The organism is Limnobaculum allomyrinae, from assembly GCF_016649425.1.
GTDB lineage: Bacteria > Pseudomonadota > Gammaproteobacteria > Enterobacterales > Enterobacteriaceae > Limnobaculum > Limnobaculum allomyrinae.
In genome coordinates this window covers 46596-64667 of sequence record NZ_JADRCR010000006.1, presented here as the reverse complement: position 1 = coordinate 64667, position 18072 = coordinate 46596, and the positions used below count along the sequence as shown (strand labels likewise).

Below are 18072 nucleotides of genomic sequence, written 5' to 3'. Positions count from 1 at the left end.
TACCTTGCCTAGGGGCGCTTCGTTGGCTTACGCCAAGTCGACCCCAACGGCAAGCTCTCCCGACGATTGGCAATTTTCAGGCATAAATATTTACCCTCAACCTAATAGTTACTCAAACGCTGTCTTTTTAATTCACTGATTTTTCAGCAATCTGTTCGCTATTCCCGTTATCCACAACTGCGATAAACCGTTCCAGAAGTACCATGAGTTCTCCCAGTTTTTCTTCGGAGAAGCTGCTTTCAATTTGGCGGTAGCCTTTTTCGATGTGTTCTTTTGCCTGTTGGTAGATCTGATGGCCTTTATCCGTGAGTGAAACATAGAGTTTGCGCTGATCGTTAAGGGGTTTAAGGCGGATGATTAAGCCGTCGCGTTCCATACGCGACAGAATCCCTGTCAGGCTTGGCCGTAAAATGCAGGTTTGTTTTGCCAGAAGGTGAAAATCACAGGAGTGCATTTCTGCCAGTACCCGAATGATACGCCACTGCTGCTCCGTCAAATTATATTCATTAAGGATCGGACGAAAAAAGCCCATTGCAGCTTCTCGCGCTTGCAACAGGGCAATGGTCAGGGACTCATGCATAAGGTATTTCACTCTCAATTAAACGTCAGATAGCTCCACATCAGTATGGCACGTAAAACCAAATATTCTTTTCGGTCTGACATGCCCGACTTCGTCTCACCATCATCCTGTAAGATGCTTTTCCTGCCATATTAACCATTTAACTCAATCTCTGCAGTAAAAATTCAATTAAATGTTAATGATAAAAATAAGAGCTGAATCGCACAAACAATCATTAACAAATTATCTTATTGATAAATAAAATAAATAATAATTATTTGTAAATACATTGTTACTTTGATCACAATGTTTAAACGTTTACTTGATCGCCACGAGACATGCGTATAAATAGATATCATTAATATATTAACAATTAACCCGTGTGGGGTAATCGGATGAAAATGATTTGCAACCGAGGATGACGTTCATGAAGAACAATGTGTTTGCAGTAGCCCTGAATCATAAAAGTCAGCTTGCTGTCTGGAGTAGTGCATTTCAGCAGCCGCCTTATCAAGCGCTACCTAAAACGCCGGTATGGTTTATTAAACCTCACAACACCCAAACAGGGCCTCTGGCTCCTGTCCCTTATCCATCGGGTGAGTCAGAAGTACTGAGCGGTGCCACCTTAGCCGTAGTGATTGGCAAGACTGCACGTAAAGTCCCGGTTGGCGAAGCCCTGGCTTATATCGCCGGTTATGCGCTGGCTAACGACATTAGCCTGCCGGAAACCAGCTTCTACCGCCCGGCAATTAAAGCCAAATGCTGTGATGGTTTCTGTCCAATTGGCGAAACTGTCGCAGGTATTAACCCGGAGCAGTTAACTATTTGCACCGAAATCAACGGCAACGAAGTTGACCGCTGGAATACTGCTGACCTTCAACGCTCAGCCTATGAATTAGTGGCAGCGTTAAGTGATTTCGCCACGCTACAACCAGGGGACAAGATTCTGATCGGTACCCCTCATCAGCGCGCCAGAATCCATCCGGGAGACCGGATCACGGTTCGTGCCGAAGGCCTGCCTGAATTAACCAATATCGTGATGCAACAAGGAGCTGCTATATGAGACACGCCCGTATTCAATATCAGAACCAGCCTTATCAGGTCACGATCGACGATAGGGAGCAGGCGGTACTGGCAGATGGAACTCAGCTTGCAGCAGGCAGCTTTAAATGGCTACCGCCAGCGGATGGCACTCTGTTTGCATTAGGTCTGAACTATGCCGACCACGCTGCCGAGTTGGAATTTAAAGCGCCGGAAGAGCCGCTGATCTTTATTAAAGCGTCCAATACCCTGATCGGCCACCAGCAGGTCAGCGTCCGCCCTGACAATGTCGATTATATGCACTATGAATCGGAGCTGGTGGTGGTGATTGGTAAAACCGCCCGCAACGTCAGCCGTGAGCAGGCCATGGCGTATGTGGGTGGCTACACGGTATGTAACGACTATGCCATTCGCGATTATCTGGAGAATTACTACCGCCCCAACCTGCGGGTAAAAAGCCGCGATACCCTGACGCCTCTTGGCCCATGGATTGTGGACAAAGAAGACGTTGCCGACCCGCATAACCTGACGCTCACCACTCACGTCAATGGCGAGCTGCGCCAGAAAGGCTCCACCAAAGACCTGATTTTCGATATCCCCTTTCTGATCTCATACCTGAGCCAGTTTATGACGCTACAGCCGGGGGACATGATCGCAACCGGTACGCCAAAAGGCCTCTCTGACGTAGTGCCCGGTGATGAAGTCATTGTTGAAGTAGAGGGCGTAGGACGTCTGAGCAACCGGATTGTAAGTGAAACTGAATATGAGGAAACCCTGTCATGCAAATGATTAACCACTGGATTAATGGCAAAAGTGTTTCAAGTAAAGAGACTTTTCAAACCCTGAACCCGGCCACCGGAGAAGTATTAGCCGATGTCGCTTCCGGCGGAGAAGCAGAAATTCATCAGGCGGTTGAAGCAGCCAAAATTGCTTTCCCTAAATGGGCTAACCTGCCAATGAAAGAACGCGCTCGCCTGATGCGCCGCCTCGGCGATTTGATTGCTGAAAACGTGCCGGAAATTGCACAAATGGAAACGGCAGATACTGGTCTGCCGCTGCATCAAACACAAAATGTACTGATCCCTCGGGCATCGCACAATTTTGAATTCTTTGCCGAAGTTTGCCAGCGCATGGACGGTCGAACCTATCCGGTGGATGACAAGATGCTCAACTACACCCTGGTTCAGCCAGTTGGGGTTTGTGCTCTGGTTTCCCCGTGGAACGTCCCTTTTATGACCGCCACCTGGAAAGTTGCACCTTGTCTGGCGCTGGGCAATACCGCGGTGCTGAAAATGTCCGAGTTGTCTCCCCTTACCGCCAACTTCCTTGGTGAGCTCGCGCTGGAAGCCGGCATTCCTGCCGGAGTACTGAACGTGGTTCAGGGTTACGGCGCTACCGCGGGTGATGCGCTGGTGCGCCACCACGACGTTCGTTCTGTCTCCTTTACCGGCGGCACCCTGACCGGACGCAAGATTATGGAAAGCGCGGGTCTGAAAAAATACTCCATGGAACTGGGCGGTAAATCACCGGTGCTGGTTTTTGAAGATGCGGATATCGAGCGGGCACTGGATGCATCGCTGTTCACCATCTTTTCCATCAATGGAGAGCGCTGTACCGCGGGCTCGCGCATCTTTGTTCAACGCAGCATCTATCCGGAGTTTGTGAAACGTTTTGCCGAGCGGGCCAACCGCCTGAAAGTAGGCGATCCGCAGGATCTAACCACTCAACTTGGCTCACTGATCAGCCAACAGCACTGGGACAAAGTCTCTGGCTATATCCGTCTGGGTATTGAAGAAGGGGCAACTCTGCTGGCCGGTGGGCCAGACAAACCAACCGATCTTCCGGAGCATCTGCGCGGTGGTCACTTCCTGCGTCCTACCGTACTGGCGGATGTGGATAACAGAATGCGCGTGGCACAAGAAGAGATCTTTGGCCCGGTTGCCTGTCTGATTCCATTCGACAGCGAAGAAGACGGTCTGCGCATGGCGAATGACGTGGAGTACGGACTGGCCTCCTACATCTGGACACAAGACATCAGCAAGATACTGCGTCTGTCACGCAGCATAGAAGCGGGCATGGTGTTTGTTAACACCCAGAACGTACGGGATCTACGCCAGCCATTCGGCGGCATCAAAGCCTCCGGTACCGGACGTGAAGGCGGTGAGTACAGTTTTGAAGTGTTTGCTGAAATGAAAAACGTCTGTATTTCGTTCGGCGACCATCACATCCCGCGTTGGGGTGTTTAAGGGGATTATCCCTGGCAGTTGTTATTACTAAGCGTAACTCGTACCGGAGCCTGAGTGCTCCTAATCATCGACCATTATTGTGATGCCCAGTCACGGGCATCAAGTGAGGAACATATGGGTAAGTTAGCGTTAGCAGCCAAAACAACACACGTCCCCTCGATGTATTTATCAGAATTACCGGGGAAAAATTATGGATGCCGTCAGGCAGCCATCGACGGTCATAAAGAGATCGGCAATCGTTGCCGTGAGCTTGGGGTCGACACCATTATCGTGTTTGATACCCACTGGCTGGTCAACAGCGCCTATCACATCAACTGTACTAAAAGCTTCAAGGGCGTTTATACCAGTAACGAACTGCCGCACTTTATCCGCGACATCACCTTCGATTACGACGGCAACCCGGAACTGGGTCAAATGATTGCCGATGAAGCCCGTAAGCTGGGAGTTCGCGCTCAGGCTCATGATATTCCAAGCCTGAATCTGGAGTACGGCACGCTGGTTCCTATGCGTTATATGAACGAAGACAAACATTTCAAAGTGATCTCCATTTCTGCGTTCTGTACCGTTCATGACTTTGAAGATAGTCGCCGTATGGGAGAAGCCATTCTCAACGCGATCAAGAAATATGACGGTACCGTCGCCGTGCTGGCCAGCGGTTCCCTCTCTCACCGTTTCATTGATGACCGTCGTGCCGAAGAAGGCATGCACAGCTATACCCGTGAATTCGATCGTCAGATGGATGAGCGCGTAGTCAAGCTGTGGAAAGAGGGTCGTTTCAAAGAATTCTGCGCCATGCTGCCGGAATACGCCCAATACTGCTTTGGCGAAGGCAACATGCACGACACCGTCATGCTGTTGGGTCTGCTGGGCTGGGATAAATACGACGGCAAAGTGGAGTTTGTCACCGATCTGTTCCCAAGTTCCGGCACCGGGCAGGTTAATGCCATCTTCCCACTGCCAGACGATATCAATTCCCGGGCTGCTGCCTGATTACGTCATTTTTCTGAAACCGGAGGCGATATGCCACATTTTTATGCTGAATGTACGGACAACATACGTGATTCTGCTCAGTTACCTGCGCTGTTCGCCAAGGTTAACCAGCATTTGGCCGCAACGGGAATATTCCCTCTGGCGGGGATCCGCAGCCGTGCTATCTGGTTAGACACCTGGCAGATGGCTGATGGTGCCCACGACTACGCCTTTGTACATATGACATTAAAAATCGGGCACGGGCGTAGTGCAGAAAGTCGCAAACAGGTGGCTGAATCCCTGTTTGCGTTAATCAAACAGCATTTTTCCGCTTTAATGGCGGAACGTTATCTCGCCATCTCATTTGAGATGGTCGAGCTCGACGCTGAACTTAACTTTAAGCAGAATAACGTTCACGCCCTTTTTAACGGGGGTGCCGCATGATGATGCCAGAAGTAATTTATCGTCAGGCATTTATTAACGGACAATGGTGCGATGCGCAGGATAAATCCACCTATCCGGTGAATAACCCGGCTAACGGCGAAGTGATTGCTCACGTCAGTAATCTGGGTGAAGCCGAAACGCTGGAAGCCATTGATGCGGCTCGTCAGGCCCTGCCTGCATGGCAAAAACTCACGGCTAAACAGCGTAGTCAGTACCTGCAAACCTGGTATCAACTGATTATTGAGCAACAGGAACCTCTGGCAAGATTGCTCAGTCTTGAACAGGGAAAGCCACTGGCAGAATCCCGGGGCGAGATTCTGTATGGCGCCAGCTTTATCGAATGGTTTGCCGAAGAGGGTAAACGTACCTATGGGGAGACCATTCCTTCGCCTCTGCCCGGCCGCCGTATTACTACCATTAAACAGCCCATCGGCGTCGTGGCAGCCATTACCCCATGGAACTTCCCTAATGCCATGATTACCCGCAAAGTCGCACCGGCATTGGCGGCAGGCTGTACCGTGGTATTAAAACCGGCACCGGAAACCCCGCTGTCCGCATTAATTCTGGCAGCGCTGGCTAAAAAAGCCGGTATTCCTGACGGCGTATTCAATGTGGTAACCGGTACCGATGCGGTAGCCATTGGCAGAGCGCTGACTCAAAGCCCGGTAGTGCGCAAACTCTCATTCACCGGTTCCACCCACGTCGGCAAACTATTAATGGCCCAATGTGCCAGCACGGTGAAAAAAATGTCGCTGGAGCTGGGAGGCAACGCACCGTTTATCGTATTCGATGATGCAGATCTGGACGCCGCCGTTACCGGGGCGCTAACTGCCAAATTTCGCAACAGCGGTCAAACCTGCGTTTGTGCCAACCGTCTGTTGGTTCAGGACTCAGTGTATGACGCCTTTAGCCAAAAACTGGCTAGTGCGGTTGCCACATTACAAGCCGGCCCGGCGCTGGAAGGCGATTTCCAGCAGGGCCCGCTTATCAACGCCGCTGCCGTGGCCAAAGTTCAATCTCATATTGACGATGCCAAACAGCATGGCGCCCAGGTTCTTATCGGCGGTCAACCGTACCTTCAAGGCGGGTTCTTCTTCCAACCAACGGTATTAACCGGGGTGACTGAGAACATGCTGATCGCCAATGAGGAGACCTTTGGCCCGGTAGCGCCGTTAATTCGTTTCCATACCGAAGAGCAGGCTATTCAGCTAGCAAATCAGACCGAGTCTGGTTTAGCAGCCTACTTCTACTCACGTGATATTGGCCGAATCGTCCGCGTGGCAGAAGCACTGGAGTGCGGCATGGTAGGAATTAACGAAGGTGCAATTTCCAATGAATCGGCCCCTTTTGGCGGCATTAAACAGTCGGGTCTGGGACGCGAAGGCTCCCGGCACGGTATTGAAGATTATATGGAGATTAAATATCTCTGTTTTGGCAGCCTGGATTGAAGCGGGAAATCAATATGTTAAATCAAGACACTATTATGCGCATGGCTCAGCAACTCAACCAGGCTGAGAAAAACCGACAGCAGATCCAACAGATTTCGCTGCAAAACCCGGATATCACGCTGGAAGATGCCTACGCCATTCAGCGTACCTGGGTAAAACTCAAAATCGAAGAGGGTCGCCAGATGAAAGGCCACAAAATTGGCCTGACATCAAAAGCCATGCAGTACAGTTCACAAATCAGTGAACCGGACTACGGCACCTTGCTGGACGATATGTTCTTCGACGATGGCAGCGATATCCCATCCGACCGTTTTATCGTACCGCGTATTGAGGTGGAGCTGGCTTTTATTCTGGCTAAACCACTGACGGGCCCGAACTGCACCATTTTCGATGTGTATAACGCGACCGACTACATCATACCGGCGTTGGAGATTATCGATGCCCGCTGCCACAACATCGATCCGGATACCCAGCGCCCACGCAAAGTGTTTGACACTATCTCTGACAACGCTGCTAACGCAGGTGTGGTGATGGGCGGTCGGCCAATCAAACCGGATGCACTGGATTTACGCTGGATCAGCGCTCTGTTGTATCGCAACGGCGTAATTGAAGAGTCAGGCGTAGCGGCGGCAGTGCTAAACCACCCGGCTAACGGCGTGGCCTGGCTGGCAAATAAACTCCACCCTTATGGCGTTCAGTTGGAAGCCGGACAGGTGATCCTTGGCGGTTCCTTCACCCGCCCGGTACCTGCCCGCCCCGGCGATACCTTCCATGTGGATTACGGTTCAATGGGCGCTATCAGCTGCCGGTTTGTTTAAGGAGAACATCATGGAAATGCCAATTAACCATTTTAAACGCGCACTGGCAGAAAAAAGACCACAAATCGGTTTATGGCTCGGCCTGTGCAGCCCCTACAGCGCAGAACTGCTGGCGAGTTCCGGATTTGACTGGCTGCTGATTGATGGTGAACACGCACCGAACGACCTGCAAACCATTTTAAGTCAGCTACAGGCGGTTGCTCCTTACGCTTCACAGCCGGTAGTTCGCCCACCATGGAACGATCCGGTCAGAGTGAAACAGCTGCTGGATATTGGTGCGCAAACCCTGCTGCTGCCAATGGTACAAAGCGCAGAAGAGGCACAATTAGCGGTTCAGTCTACCCGCTATCCACCCAATGGGATCCGGGGTGTCGGCAGCGCACTGGCCAGAGCCTCACGCTGGAACCGCATCCCTGACTATCTGCAAAAAGCCGATAGTGAAATGTGCGTACTGGTACAAATTGAAACCCGCCGTGGATTAGTCAATTTACCGGACATACTTCAGGTTGAAGGCATCGACGGCGTATTTATCGGCCCAGCGGATCTCTCCGCCGACATGGGGCTCCCCGGCCAGCCAAACCACCCGGAAGTCCAACAGGCCATTGAACACGCCATCGGCCAAATCATCGCCGCCGGAAAAGCCCCCGGCATCCTGATGGCCGATCAAAAAATGGCCCGACATTACCTGTCTCTGGGCGCCCTGTTCGTCGCCGTCGGCGTCGACACCACCCTACTCAGCAAAGCCGCCGAATCACTGGCAAAACAGTTTCAACAAACCGCTGAACAGACAGCAACACCGGAAACAAACAGTACAAGTAGTGTTTATTAGAGAGTAGGTGAACAACAAGGTAAAGCCGTCCTTCGATAATGCTAATAAAACTAATCAAAAAGGGAAATTTATCCCCTGGGTTTTATTAACAAAGCTAATCGGAGGGAGAGGGTGCCGTGAGGGTCGACTTAGCGTAAGCCAACAACAAACAGGCGAAGCCTGTTTGAACAGCGCTCACACAGCCCCCAAGGGTGAAACACCGCAAGGTGTTTCATAACTGCCCGTAGGCAGCCCAGACCCGACGCTCACAGAAGCTAAGTACATAGAGTCTTCCGGCCGAGCACAACCGAAATATGTGCACATTAGCCTTTACGGCCGGAATATCCACCGAAGCTAATACTCACCACCACACAAACTGAGAAGCCTATGAACAATACAGAATCTCTACATCAAAATACCGGTGGCAGCTCAACCTCACCAGACATGCAGCACACCACCCATACACCACAACAACAGGCGGTCATCAAAAAGCTATTCCGTCGCGTGATCATCTTCCTGTTTGTGCTGTTCGTGTTCTCATTTCTCGACCGAATTAATATCGGCTTCGCCGGATTAACCATGGGTAAAGATCTGGGACTGTCCTCCACCATGTTTGGCCTTGCAGCTACACTGTTCTATGCCACCTATGTTATTTTCGGCATACCCAGCAACATCATGCTCGGCATCGTCGGAGCACGGCGCTGGATCGCCACCATCATGGTGCTATGGGGGCTGGCCTCCACCGCCACCATGTTCGCCACCGGCCCAACCAGCCTGTATATCCTGCGCATGTTGGTAGGTATTACCGAAGCGGGCTTCCTGCCAGGGATCCTGGTGTATCTGACCTATTGGTTCCCCGCGTTCTTCCGCGCCAGAGCTAATGCGCTATTTATGATAGCCATGCCGGTCACCATGGCCTTTGGCTCACTGGCCTCCGGCTATATTCTGTCGATGGATGGTATTTTAGCCCTTAAAGGCTGGCAGTGGTTATTCCTGCTGGAAGGCTTCCCGTCAGTCCTGTTAGGCATTGTCGTATGGTTCTATCTGGACGATACCCCACAGAAGGCCAAATGGTTAACTGATGAAGACAAAAAATGTCTGCACGACATGATGGAATCAGACCGTCTGACCTTAGTTCAACCGGAAGGCCCCAGCAGCTACGGCGCAATGCAACAAAAAAGCCTGTGGCGCGAAGTGCTGTCTCCGGTGGTTCTGATGTACACCCTGGCCTACTTCTGCCTGACCAATACCCTGAGCGCCATTAATATCTGGACGCCGCAGATTATGCAGAGCTTCAATCAGGGCAGCAGCAACATCATGATTGGCTTCCTGACGGCCATCCCTCAATTTTGTACCGTCGCGGGGATGATTTGGTGGAGCAGACGTTCCGACCGCATGCAGGAACGAAAAGTCCATACCGTACTGCCATACATATTTGCCGCCTGTGGTTGGATTCTGGCGTCATTAACCAATCATTCAATGGTACAACTGCTGGGAATCATTATGGCCTCGGTTGGCTCATTTACCGCCATGGCGATCTTCTGGACCACCCCGGATCAGTCTATCAGTTTGCGAGCCAGAGCCGTTGGTATCGCCGTTATCAACGCTACCGGCAACGTTGGCTCCGCGGTAAGTCCACTGCTAATCGGCATCCTGAAAGATCAGACCGGCAGCTTCTCCTCCGGACTCTACTTCGTCGCCGGATTACTGATTGTAGGTGCCATCATCATTTGGTTTATCCCGATGCAACACTCTAGACCAAGGGCTACACCGTAAGTTTTAAACAACTGAATCAGAAACTGGCCCTTGACCTTCCAGAGCACTGGAATTCAGCTGACGACTGAGAGAGGGTAGCACGGCCAACAGGGATGTTGGCCGAGGCGCAGCGACGTAGGGAGCGGCTCTGCGCCGGTGCGTTAAGGCCGAAAGAAGGAGGAAGGGAGTCGCGTAGCGACCTGGATTCGGGTGCGAAGGCGCGGGGGTGCAGGGGGCGTTCGCCCTAACGCCCCTTGCTCGGCCACTCGCACCAATATTCATTCAGACACAACACGATTAGTGGACGAAATTGACTCAGCACTAAAACTAAAAACCGCTCAAACTCAATATACCCGGGAGGCGTCTATGAACGACAAAAACCACCACCCACAGCCTTTTATCGCTAATATCGATATCAGCAAAGTCTATGACGCTCGCTATGAGTCACGGGATGTTCACTATGAGTCCTTTGCCCGTCTGGCTGAGTTTTTTGGTCGGGATATGCAGGTTCACTGGCATGACTGTTATTTTCAGGTGCACTTCTTAGACAGTGGACAAATTGAGCTACAGCTTGATGATCAACACTATTCAGTGCAGGCACCGCTGTTTATTATTACTCCCCCTTCCATACCCCATGCGTTCAATACTAAATCAGACAGCGATGGCCATGTTCTGACGATACGTCAGGAATTAGTTTGGCCTCTATTAGAAAAACTCTATCCCGGCAATCAGGGGGCGCTAAATCTGCCTGCCATTTGCCAGTCATTATCCGGGCAGGATAAAGAACTCAGCACAATCAGAACCTACTGGCAGCTTATTGCCGCAGAGTTTCAACAACAGGACGGGCCGGGAGAACAAACTCTGGCTCTGCTTTCTCAGGCACTGTTTATTCAACTGTTGCGCAATATTGAGGAACTGGAGTCCTCGGTGTGCAGTGTGAAAGGCAATATTAAGCTGTTCCAACGCTTTAACTTTTTGATTGATCAGCATTATCGAGAGCACTATAACGTGCCCCATTACGCCGGATTAATCGGTATTACTGAATCACGACTTAACGATCTCTGCCGCCGCTTCTCTAACATGCCACCCAAACGCCTCATTTTTGAACGTATTATCAGCGAAGCCAAACGCTCTCTGCTGTTTTCAACCGATTCGGTTCATACCATTGCCTATCAGTTGGGGTTCAAAGATCCCGCCTATTTTGCCCGCTTCTTTAACCGCATGACCGGCAGTTCTCCAACGGGTTATCGTATGAGCCGGGTTTCTATTTCCGATAAGCCGACAGAACCAATAACTTAATCCTGTCAGCCCATGAAAAGTACCCGTCATTGCCTTAAAAGTCTCTTCTTTGTCTGTGATTATCTTGTTTCAATGTATAAATAAAATTTAAACAAATAAATAACATTCATTTTAATCACTGAATCAAAACCCCTTCGCAACTGGTGGAGGGAGAACAATAAAAAGCGCACTACAGCGTACTGAAACACCATGGAGGCAATCAGATTATGAAAAAGACCAACCCGATGCTTGAGAAATTAAAACCAATCCTTCCGGCTATTGCCGCCAACGCCGCTCGTGCAGAACTGGAACGAAAAGTACCTGACGAAAATATCGCCCTGTTAAAAGGCATCGGTATGCACCGAGTATTTCAGCCAAAACACTATGGCGGTATGGAAATCTCTCTGCCTGAATTTACCGACTGCGTTGCGGCTCTGGCCGGAGCCTGCGGCGGTACCGCCTGGGCATTCAGCCTGCTGTGTACCCATAGCCATCAACTGGCCATGTTCTCAAAACAGTTACAGGATGAGATCTGGGGAGATAATCCGGACGCCACCGCCAGCAGCAGTATCGCGCCATTCAGTACCATTCGCGAAGGCGATGGCGGAGTCTATCTCAGCGGTGAAATGGGCTGGAGCAGCGGCTGTGACCATGCTGACTGGGCGATTGTCGGCATGCGTCGTGAAAACGACAAAGGCGAACTGATTTATAGCTTCGGGGTGATCCCACGTAGCGATTATGAAATTCGCGATGACTGGTATGCCGTTGGTATGCGTAGCAGCGGTTCCAAAACCCTGGTGATTAAAGATGCCTTTATTCCTAATCACCGTATTGAAGCCGCACAGGACATGATGGAAGGTCGTTCCAGCGGTTTCGATCTCTACCCTGACAGCGATATTTTTTATACCCCTTATCGCCCCTATTTCGCCTGTGGCTTCGCCTCTATCAGCCTTGGGGTTGCCGAACGTATGCTGGTGGCATTCAAAGAGAAAACTCAAAACCGTGTACGCGCCTATACCGGTGCAAAAGTTGGTACTGCAACACCAGCTTTGATGCGGCTGGCGGAATCAACCCATCAGGTTGGCGCTGCCCGCGCATTTCTGGAAAAAACCTGGGAAGAGCATGCAGAGCATGGACGCAACCACCAATATCCAACCAGAGCGACGCTCACTAACTGGCGCACCAATCAAGCCTACGCGGTAAAAATGTGCGTGGAAGCGGTAGACCGTCTGTTCAGTGCCGCCGGCGCAACCAGCTGGATGGAGCACAATGAAATACAGCGCCTGTTCCGTGATTCACACATGACGGCGGCACACGCCTACACCGACTATGACGTCTGTTCACAGATCCTCGGCCGTGAGCTGATGGGACTGGAACCCGATCCAACCATGGTTTGAGATGAGATAAGGAGTCCTGCTTCATGACAACCCATGCTGATAATACTCTGGACCCGCGCGCTTTCCGGCGCGCTCTGGGTAACTTTGCAACCGGTGTAACCATTGTAACGGCGGCTTTGCCTGACGGAACCAAAGTCGGGGTAACCGCCAATAGCTTTAACTCTGTGTCTCTCGATCCACCGCTGGTGCTATGGAGTATCGATAAGCGTTCCGGTAGCTATCCGGTATTCGAGCAGGCTACGCATTTTGCTATTAATGTGCTGGCGGCAGATCAGGTCAATCTGTCTAACCAGTTTGCCCGCCCTCAGGACGATAAGTTTGCCGGTGTAGACATCGAAGCCGGTGCGGGCGGCGCACCTCTGTTTATTGATTGTTCTGCTCGTTTTCAGTGCGAAAAATATCAGCAGGTCGACGGAGGTGACCATTGGATAATGATCGGAAAAGTGGTCGCTTTTGATGACTGTGGGCGCGCACCGCTGGTTTACCATCAGGGATCTTACTCGATGGTTCTCCCTTATCCGCGCATACAAAAGAAAGAAGAGTGCGGCACCACGCAAAGCACTTTTCAGGGTAGATTACGTAACAATATCTTCTACCTGTTAACCCAGGCATTGCGCAGCTATCAGGCTGACTACCAGCCGAAACAACTTTCTACCGGTTTACGCGCCAATGAGGCTCGTATGCTAATGGTGCTGGAAAATGATGCCGAACTGGAACGTTCTCGCCTTCTGGTGGAGGCCGCCATGCCGGATCGGGAAATTGAAGATGCAGAAGAAAATCTGTGTCGAAAAGGCTTAGTTTCTCATACTCAAAGTGGTTATCGCCTGACGGATGCAGGAACGACACAGGCTGAAATGCTATGGGATATTGCAGCCAGACAGCAGGATCACGTGTTATCGACGTTTAGTGAAGAAGAGATAGAGACGCTACGTAAGGTATTAAAAGGGATTATTGCGCTACGTTAATGGTACATGTTGACGTCTCTCTCAACCTGTCACACAGGTTGAGAGAGACTAATGCATTACTTCTCGATAACTAAAATATCAATACGACGGTTTTTAGCACGATTTTCATCTGTATCGTTTGGCGCTACCGGATGTTCTGAACCATAACCTTTCGCTTCCAGGCGGCTGGCATCAGCACCCAGTTGGATCATCTGAGCACGTACAGAGTCTGCACGATCCTGAGATAACTTCAGGTTAATCTCTTCAGTACCGGTATTATCGGTATAGCCACCCAGCTTCAGTTTCACATTTGGATAAGCTTTCAGAATCGCAACGATGTTATTCAGCTGTTCATCCGACTGTGGCTCCAGTTGAGCGCTGTTGGTTTTAAACAATAAACGGTCAAAAGAGAACCAGATGGTGCTGTCTACTGGCAGGCTGCTTTCGATAAACTCAATCAGTTTATTTTCAACACCATACTGTGGAATATTCAGCTCTTTACCATCTGGTAATAATTTACGGAAGAAATCACCCAGATTGCCCCAAAGATTTCCGGTAGTCACCTGAGAGGTAGCTGCTGGCGGTGCAATTTCTACAGGAGTACTTTCTTTAGTAGTACCACAACCACGCAGGAAATAAACCGCAGCCAGAATCAACAGTAACAACAGAAGCAGCCACCATTTACCACCACCTTTTTTCTTTTCAGCTAATTTAGGTGTTGGCTTAATTGGTGCATCCGGGTTGAGCAGTGGTTTAGCTGGGGCAACCACCTTAACGGTGTTTTGTTTCATTGCCTGATCGCCAGAGAATGACTGGAATTGAACCGGCAATTCGGCAGAAATCAGGTGAGCCTGAGAAGATAACCATCCCTTCAGTGAAATAGACTGAGTAGCACGATTATTGACATAATCTCTCAGCGCATTCATCACCATTCCACCAGCGACGGTTAACAGCATTTTGGCTGAGCTACCGTTCAGATTAAATACCGAAGCCACTTTATCAGTGATTTCTGGCATTTTACCGGTGATCATAGTCATCAATGAGGATAATTTATCGCTCTGGTGATGATTACCATCAATGAGACTATTAATATTAAACTCAGGAATTTCCTCTAATTCAGCAATAAACTCATGAGAGCTATTCGAATGTTTCAGGTAATTTCTCACCTGATCTAAAACAACAGGAAAAACGCTGGGTAATGCCAGTCCCAGACCGCTCTCTTTTTCTCCCAAAGAGTGAGATAGTTTTTCAATCAGCTGCGGTGTTACATTGGCAGTCAGTAGCTTAATTATATTGTCCATTGTTATTCATCTATCCTTGGATAAATAGTATCTATAACAAACCATTACAGTTCACTATAAATATAGAAGTTAGTTAATTTAATAATGAGGTTAATCATCTTATTGCCGGTTTAATTATTGAAGGACATAATTAACGGATGGGAGCTTAAGAGAAAGAAACAGGAAACGTCAATCTATTTAAGTTCAGCTATAGTAATTGTCCTACAATATAATATTTATAGAAATAGCGCCGAATAATTAAAATTATTATTAATTCTCGCTCAACCCAATCTAACGCACTGATTTTGATTAAAATTAAAACACTAACTTTTTATTACCCGTGCAAAATAATTTCATAAAAAAAGATAACGAGATGTTATTTTTTTTATTGTGGCAAATACACCGCTCGATAAAACAAGTGTCTTATGTATATTGATTATCACAAGTGTGGTTATTAGGCCTTACCTAAGTAAAATAAAGACGGTATTTATTTTAGTTAAATTAATTAGCCCATAAGTGCTGAATCATTAATTGAACATTACGATTGCCGCGATATTCATTAATATCCAGTTTATAAGCAATAGTGGCCTGTTTAATACTGGCATCCGGCCATTGGGTCGTATCAATATTGAATGCAATACCATCTAATAGCATACCCCCACCTACCGGTTCAACAGTCACTTTTAAATGCCGTTCACCAACCAGACGCTGCTGTAGGATTTTAAACTGACCGTCAAATACCGGCTCCGGAAATGACTGCCCCCATGGGCCACCATCGCGTAGTAACTCAGCGGTATCCAGCGTTAGTAAAGCATTTTCCAATTCACCATCTGTCCAGATAACGCCTTCCAGCGCGGAGGGATCCAACCATTCACCAATTAAATCAGCAAAACGCTGCTGAAACTCGCTGAAGCGGGATTCTTCAAGGGATAACCCAGCCGCCATAGCATGACCACCAAATCGCAGCATTAACCCCGGATAAAGGGTATCTAATCGTTCAAGGGCATCACGCAGGTGCAATCCGGCAATCGAACGCCCGGATCCTTTGAGAATCCCATCACCTGCCGGAGCAAACGCAATCACCGGACGGTAAAAACGCTCTTTAATTCTTGAAGCTAAAATACCTACCACCCCCTGATGCCATTCAGGATGGTACATTGCCACACCATAAGGGAGCTCGGCTTCGTTTTGCTCAAGCTGCTGGCACAGCGCCAGCGCCTCAATCTGCATCCCTTGTTCAATCTCGCGGCGCGTATGGTTTAGCGTATCCAGATCGCTTGCCATCCCACGCGCTTCAGCCATATCGTTACTCAGCAGTAACTCAACGCCGATGGACATATTATCCAAACGCCCTGCCGCATTCAGTCGCGGCCCCAGCGAGAAACCCATATCGTTGGCGGTCAGTTGCCTGGCATCTCGCTTAGAGACTTCCAGCAATGCCTTAATCCCCGGACGACACTGCCCGGCACGAATACGATTAAGCCCCTGATGCACCAGAATTCGGTTATTAGCATCCAGCGGTACCACATCCGCTACGGTACCCAAGGCAACTAAATCCAGCAGTTCCGCCAGATTTGGTTCCACAATTCCCTGCTGTTCAAACCATTGTTCTTCACGTAAACGAGCCCGTAGAGCCAGCATCAAATAGAAAGCGACGCCCACACCCGCCAGTGATTTAGAGGGAAACTCACAGTTATCCAGATTTGGATTAATAATGGCTTCTGCGGCAGGTAGCGTTTCTCCCGGCAAATGGTGATCGGTGACCAGCACCTGAATCCCTTTGGCATGAGCGCTATCAACTCCGGCATGGGAAGAGATTCCGTTATCCACGGTAACAATCAGTTCTGCCCCCAACTCCGCGGCCTGTTCAACCACTTCCGGGCTCAGGCCGTAGCCATCTTCAAACCGATTAGGCACCAGATAATTCACTCGGGGAAAACCCATACTGCGCAGCGCCAGAATGCTTAACGCCGTGCTGGTGGCTCCATCCGCATCAAAATCACCCACGATGATAATCTGACGTTTATCCTTCAACGCCGCCAACAGCAAATCTACCCCTTGCTGTATTCCGTCCAGTTGCTGATAGCTCAGTAAACTTCTGGCACCTTTATCCAACTGGCTGGCATCCGTTACCCCACGAGAGGCATATAAATGACGCAATAGCGCTGGAATTGTCGATGGCAGAGTACTGCTGTCAACCTGAGGACGACGACGTAATTGTGTTTTATTCATAGTGGGAACGTATTTAAACCTGGTGTTTACCGCGAAGAGCAAAGCGCAATACCCGCAGCAGTACCAACTGCTGCGGGCGACTAACGAAAGAATTAGTTAACTTTTATACCGTTTTTATGTGCAGTATAAGCATCCAGCGTCGCTTTCAGATCGCTTGGAGCACTATAGCCAGAAAGTACGGTGGTACCATCGACAACGATAGCTGGTGTTCCCTGAATACCAAACAGTGAACCCAGTTCATAATGACGTTTAATATCAATATCACACTTGGCTGGTTTTACTGCTTTACCGGCCATCGCATCATCAAAGGCCGTCATACGGTCAGACGCACACCAGATAGACGCCATTTTTTTCTCTGCGTCTGACTCAACGCCCTGACGTGGATAAGCCAGATAACGAACGGTGATACCTAACTCATTATAACCAGCAATTTCTTTGTGCAACTTGGTGCAGTAACCGCAGGTGATATCAGTAAAGACAGTGACCACATATTTTTCCTGTGGTGCTTTATAAATGATCATCTCATCTTTCAGGGCTTCCATCCGCTTAGACAGAATTGGCCCTAATTGATCGGAAGTGGCATTAACCGGCACCGGCCCGCTGATGTCATATAAAGGTCCTTGCAGAATATGTTTACCATCGCTGGAGACGTAAAGTACCCCTCCCTCAGTCAGTACGGTCTGCAATCCGGCAATCGGCGATGGCAGAATCTCGATCTGAGTGGCGCCAAGCTTCTGTTGCAGAGCTTGCTTAATCGCCGCATCATCCGCTTTAGCTACAGAAGTGAGTGCTGTCAGCGCCAGCGTTAATAGCAATAAACCTTTCTTCATCATTTTTCCTTTGGAGTATCAGT

Annotated in this window: 16 protein-coding genes; 12 read left to right on the top strand and 4 right to left on the bottom strand. The window is 49.6% G+C overall.

From position 1 onward, the window contains the following. Window positions 1–127: 127 nt before the first annotated feature. Window positions 128–580, bottom strand: coding sequence for a homoprotocatechuate degradation operon regulator HpaR (gene hpaR, locus I2494_RS12280; RefSeq protein ID WP_218467192.1), 453 nt, complete (start codon window positions 578–580; stop codon window positions 128–130). Window positions 581–986: 406 nt separating this feature from the next. On the opposite strand from hpaR, the gene I2494_RS12275 reads away from it, so the two are divergent. The 12 genes from I2494_RS12275 to I2494_RS12220 all read left to right on the top strand — a co-directional run bounded on the left by I2494_RS12275 (window position 987) and on the right by I2494_RS12220 (window position 13728). Beyond that, window positions 987–1622 (top strand): fumarylacetoacetate hydrolase family protein, encoded by a 636-nt coding sequence (locus I2494_RS12275; RefSeq protein ID WP_218467193.1) that lies wholly within the window; start codon window positions 987–989, stop codon window positions 1620–1622. Next, window positions 1619–2389, top strand: coding sequence for a fumarylacetoacetate hydrolase family protein (locus I2494_RS12270; protein WP_218467194.1), 771 nt, complete (start codon window positions 1619–1621; stop codon window positions 2387–2389). Before I2494_RS12275 ends, I2494_RS12270 begins: the two co-directional genes overlap by 4 nt. Continuing rightward, window positions 2380–3846, top strand: coding sequence for a 5-carboxymethyl-2-hydroxymuconate semialdehyde dehydrogenase (gene hpaE / locus I2494_RS12265; protein WP_130590509.1), 1467 nt, complete (start codon window positions 2380–2382; stop codon window positions 3844–3846). Before I2494_RS12270 ends, hpaE begins: the two co-directional genes overlap by 10 nt. 114 nt (window positions 3847–3960) lie before the next feature. Beyond that, window positions 3961–4836, top strand: coding sequence for a 3,4-dihydroxyphenylacetate 2,3-dioxygenase (hpaD, locus tag I2494_RS12260; RefSeq protein ID WP_218467250.1), 876 nt, complete (start codon window positions 3961–3963; stop codon window positions 4834–4836). A gap of 30 nt (window positions 4837–4866) precedes the next feature. Beyond that, on the top strand, window positions 4867–5259 hold the full coding sequence (locus I2494_RS12255; RefSeq protein ID WP_218467195.1) for a 5-carboxymethyl-2-hydroxymuconate Delta-isomerase: 393 nt from the start codon (window positions 4867–4869) through the stop codon (window positions 5257–5259). Then, window positions 5256–6707, top strand: a complete 1452-nt coding sequence (locus tag I2494_RS12250) for an NAD-dependent succinate-semialdehyde dehydrogenase (protein ID WP_321206114.1) — start codon at window positions 5256–5258, stop codon at window positions 6705–6707. The genes I2494_RS12255 and I2494_RS12250 overlap by 4 nt, the downstream gene beginning before the upstream one ends. A gap of 14 nt (window positions 6708–6721) precedes the next feature. Next, window positions 6722–7525: a 2-oxo-hept-4-ene-1,7-dioate hydratase gene (gene hpaH, locus I2494_RS12245; protein WP_218467196.1), complete on the top strand. Its 804-nt coding sequence runs from the start codon at window positions 6722–6724 to the stop codon at window positions 7523–7525. A gap of 10 nt (window positions 7526–7535) precedes the next feature. After that, window positions 7536–8354 carry a 4-hydroxy-2-oxoheptanedioate aldolase gene (gene hpaI / locus I2494_RS12240; protein ID WP_218467197.1) on the top strand — a complete coding sequence of 273 codons (819 nt, stop codon included), beginning with the start codon at window positions 7536–7538 and terminating at the stop codon, window positions 8352–8354. A 366-nt stretch (window positions 8355–8720) separates the two neighbouring features. Then, complete coding sequence (gene hpaX / locus I2494_RS12235; RefSeq protein ID WP_407657910.1) at window positions 8721–10109, top strand: 4-hydroxyphenylacetate permease; 1389 nt, start codon at window positions 8721–8723, stop codon at window positions 10107–10109. A 345-nt stretch (window positions 10110–10454) separates the two neighbouring features. Then, complete coding sequence (gene hpaA, locus I2494_RS12230; protein ID WP_218467198.1) at window positions 10455–11387, top strand: 4-hydroxyphenylacetate catabolism regulatory protein HpaA; 933 nt, start codon at window positions 10455–10457, stop codon at window positions 11385–11387. Window positions 11388–11593: 206 nt separating this feature from the next. After that, a complete protein-coding gene (locus I2494_RS12225; RefSeq protein ID WP_228350941.1) occupies window positions 11594–12763 on the top strand; it encodes a p-hydroxyphenylacetate 3-hydroxylase oxygenase component in 1170 nt (389 codons plus the stop codon). A 23-nt stretch (window positions 12764–12786) separates the two neighbouring features. Beyond that, window positions 12787–13728: a p-hydroxyphenylacetate 3-hydroxylase reductase component gene (locus tag I2494_RS12220; protein ID WP_218467199.1), complete on the top strand. Its 942-nt coding sequence runs from the start codon at window positions 12787–12789 to the stop codon at window positions 13726–13728. A 56-nt stretch (window positions 13729–13784) separates the two neighbouring features. On the opposite strand, the gene I2494_RS12215 is transcribed toward I2494_RS12220, so the two are convergent. From I2494_RS12215 to dsbC, 3 genes are all read right to left on the bottom strand, one after another. Next, the gene (locus I2494_RS12215) at window positions 13785–15008 is read right to left on the bottom strand and encodes an OmpA family protein (RefSeq protein ID WP_218467200.1); all 1224 of its coding nucleotides are present in this window, start codon (window positions 15006–15008) and stop codon (window positions 13785–13787) included. Window positions 15009–15488: 480 nt separating this feature from the next. Beyond that, complete coding sequence (gene recJ / locus I2494_RS12210; RefSeq protein WP_218467201.1) at window positions 15489–17219, bottom strand: single-stranded-DNA-specific exonuclease RecJ; 1731 nt, start codon at window positions 17217–17219, stop codon at window positions 15489–15491. Window positions 17220–17311: 92 nt separating this feature from the next. After that, window positions 17312–18049, bottom strand: a complete 738-nt coding sequence (gene dsbC, locus I2494_RS12205) for a bifunctional protein-disulfide isomerase/oxidoreductase DsbC (RefSeq protein ID WP_218467202.1) — start codon at window positions 18047–18049, stop codon at window positions 17312–17314. Window positions 18050–18072: the final 23 nt, after the last annotated feature.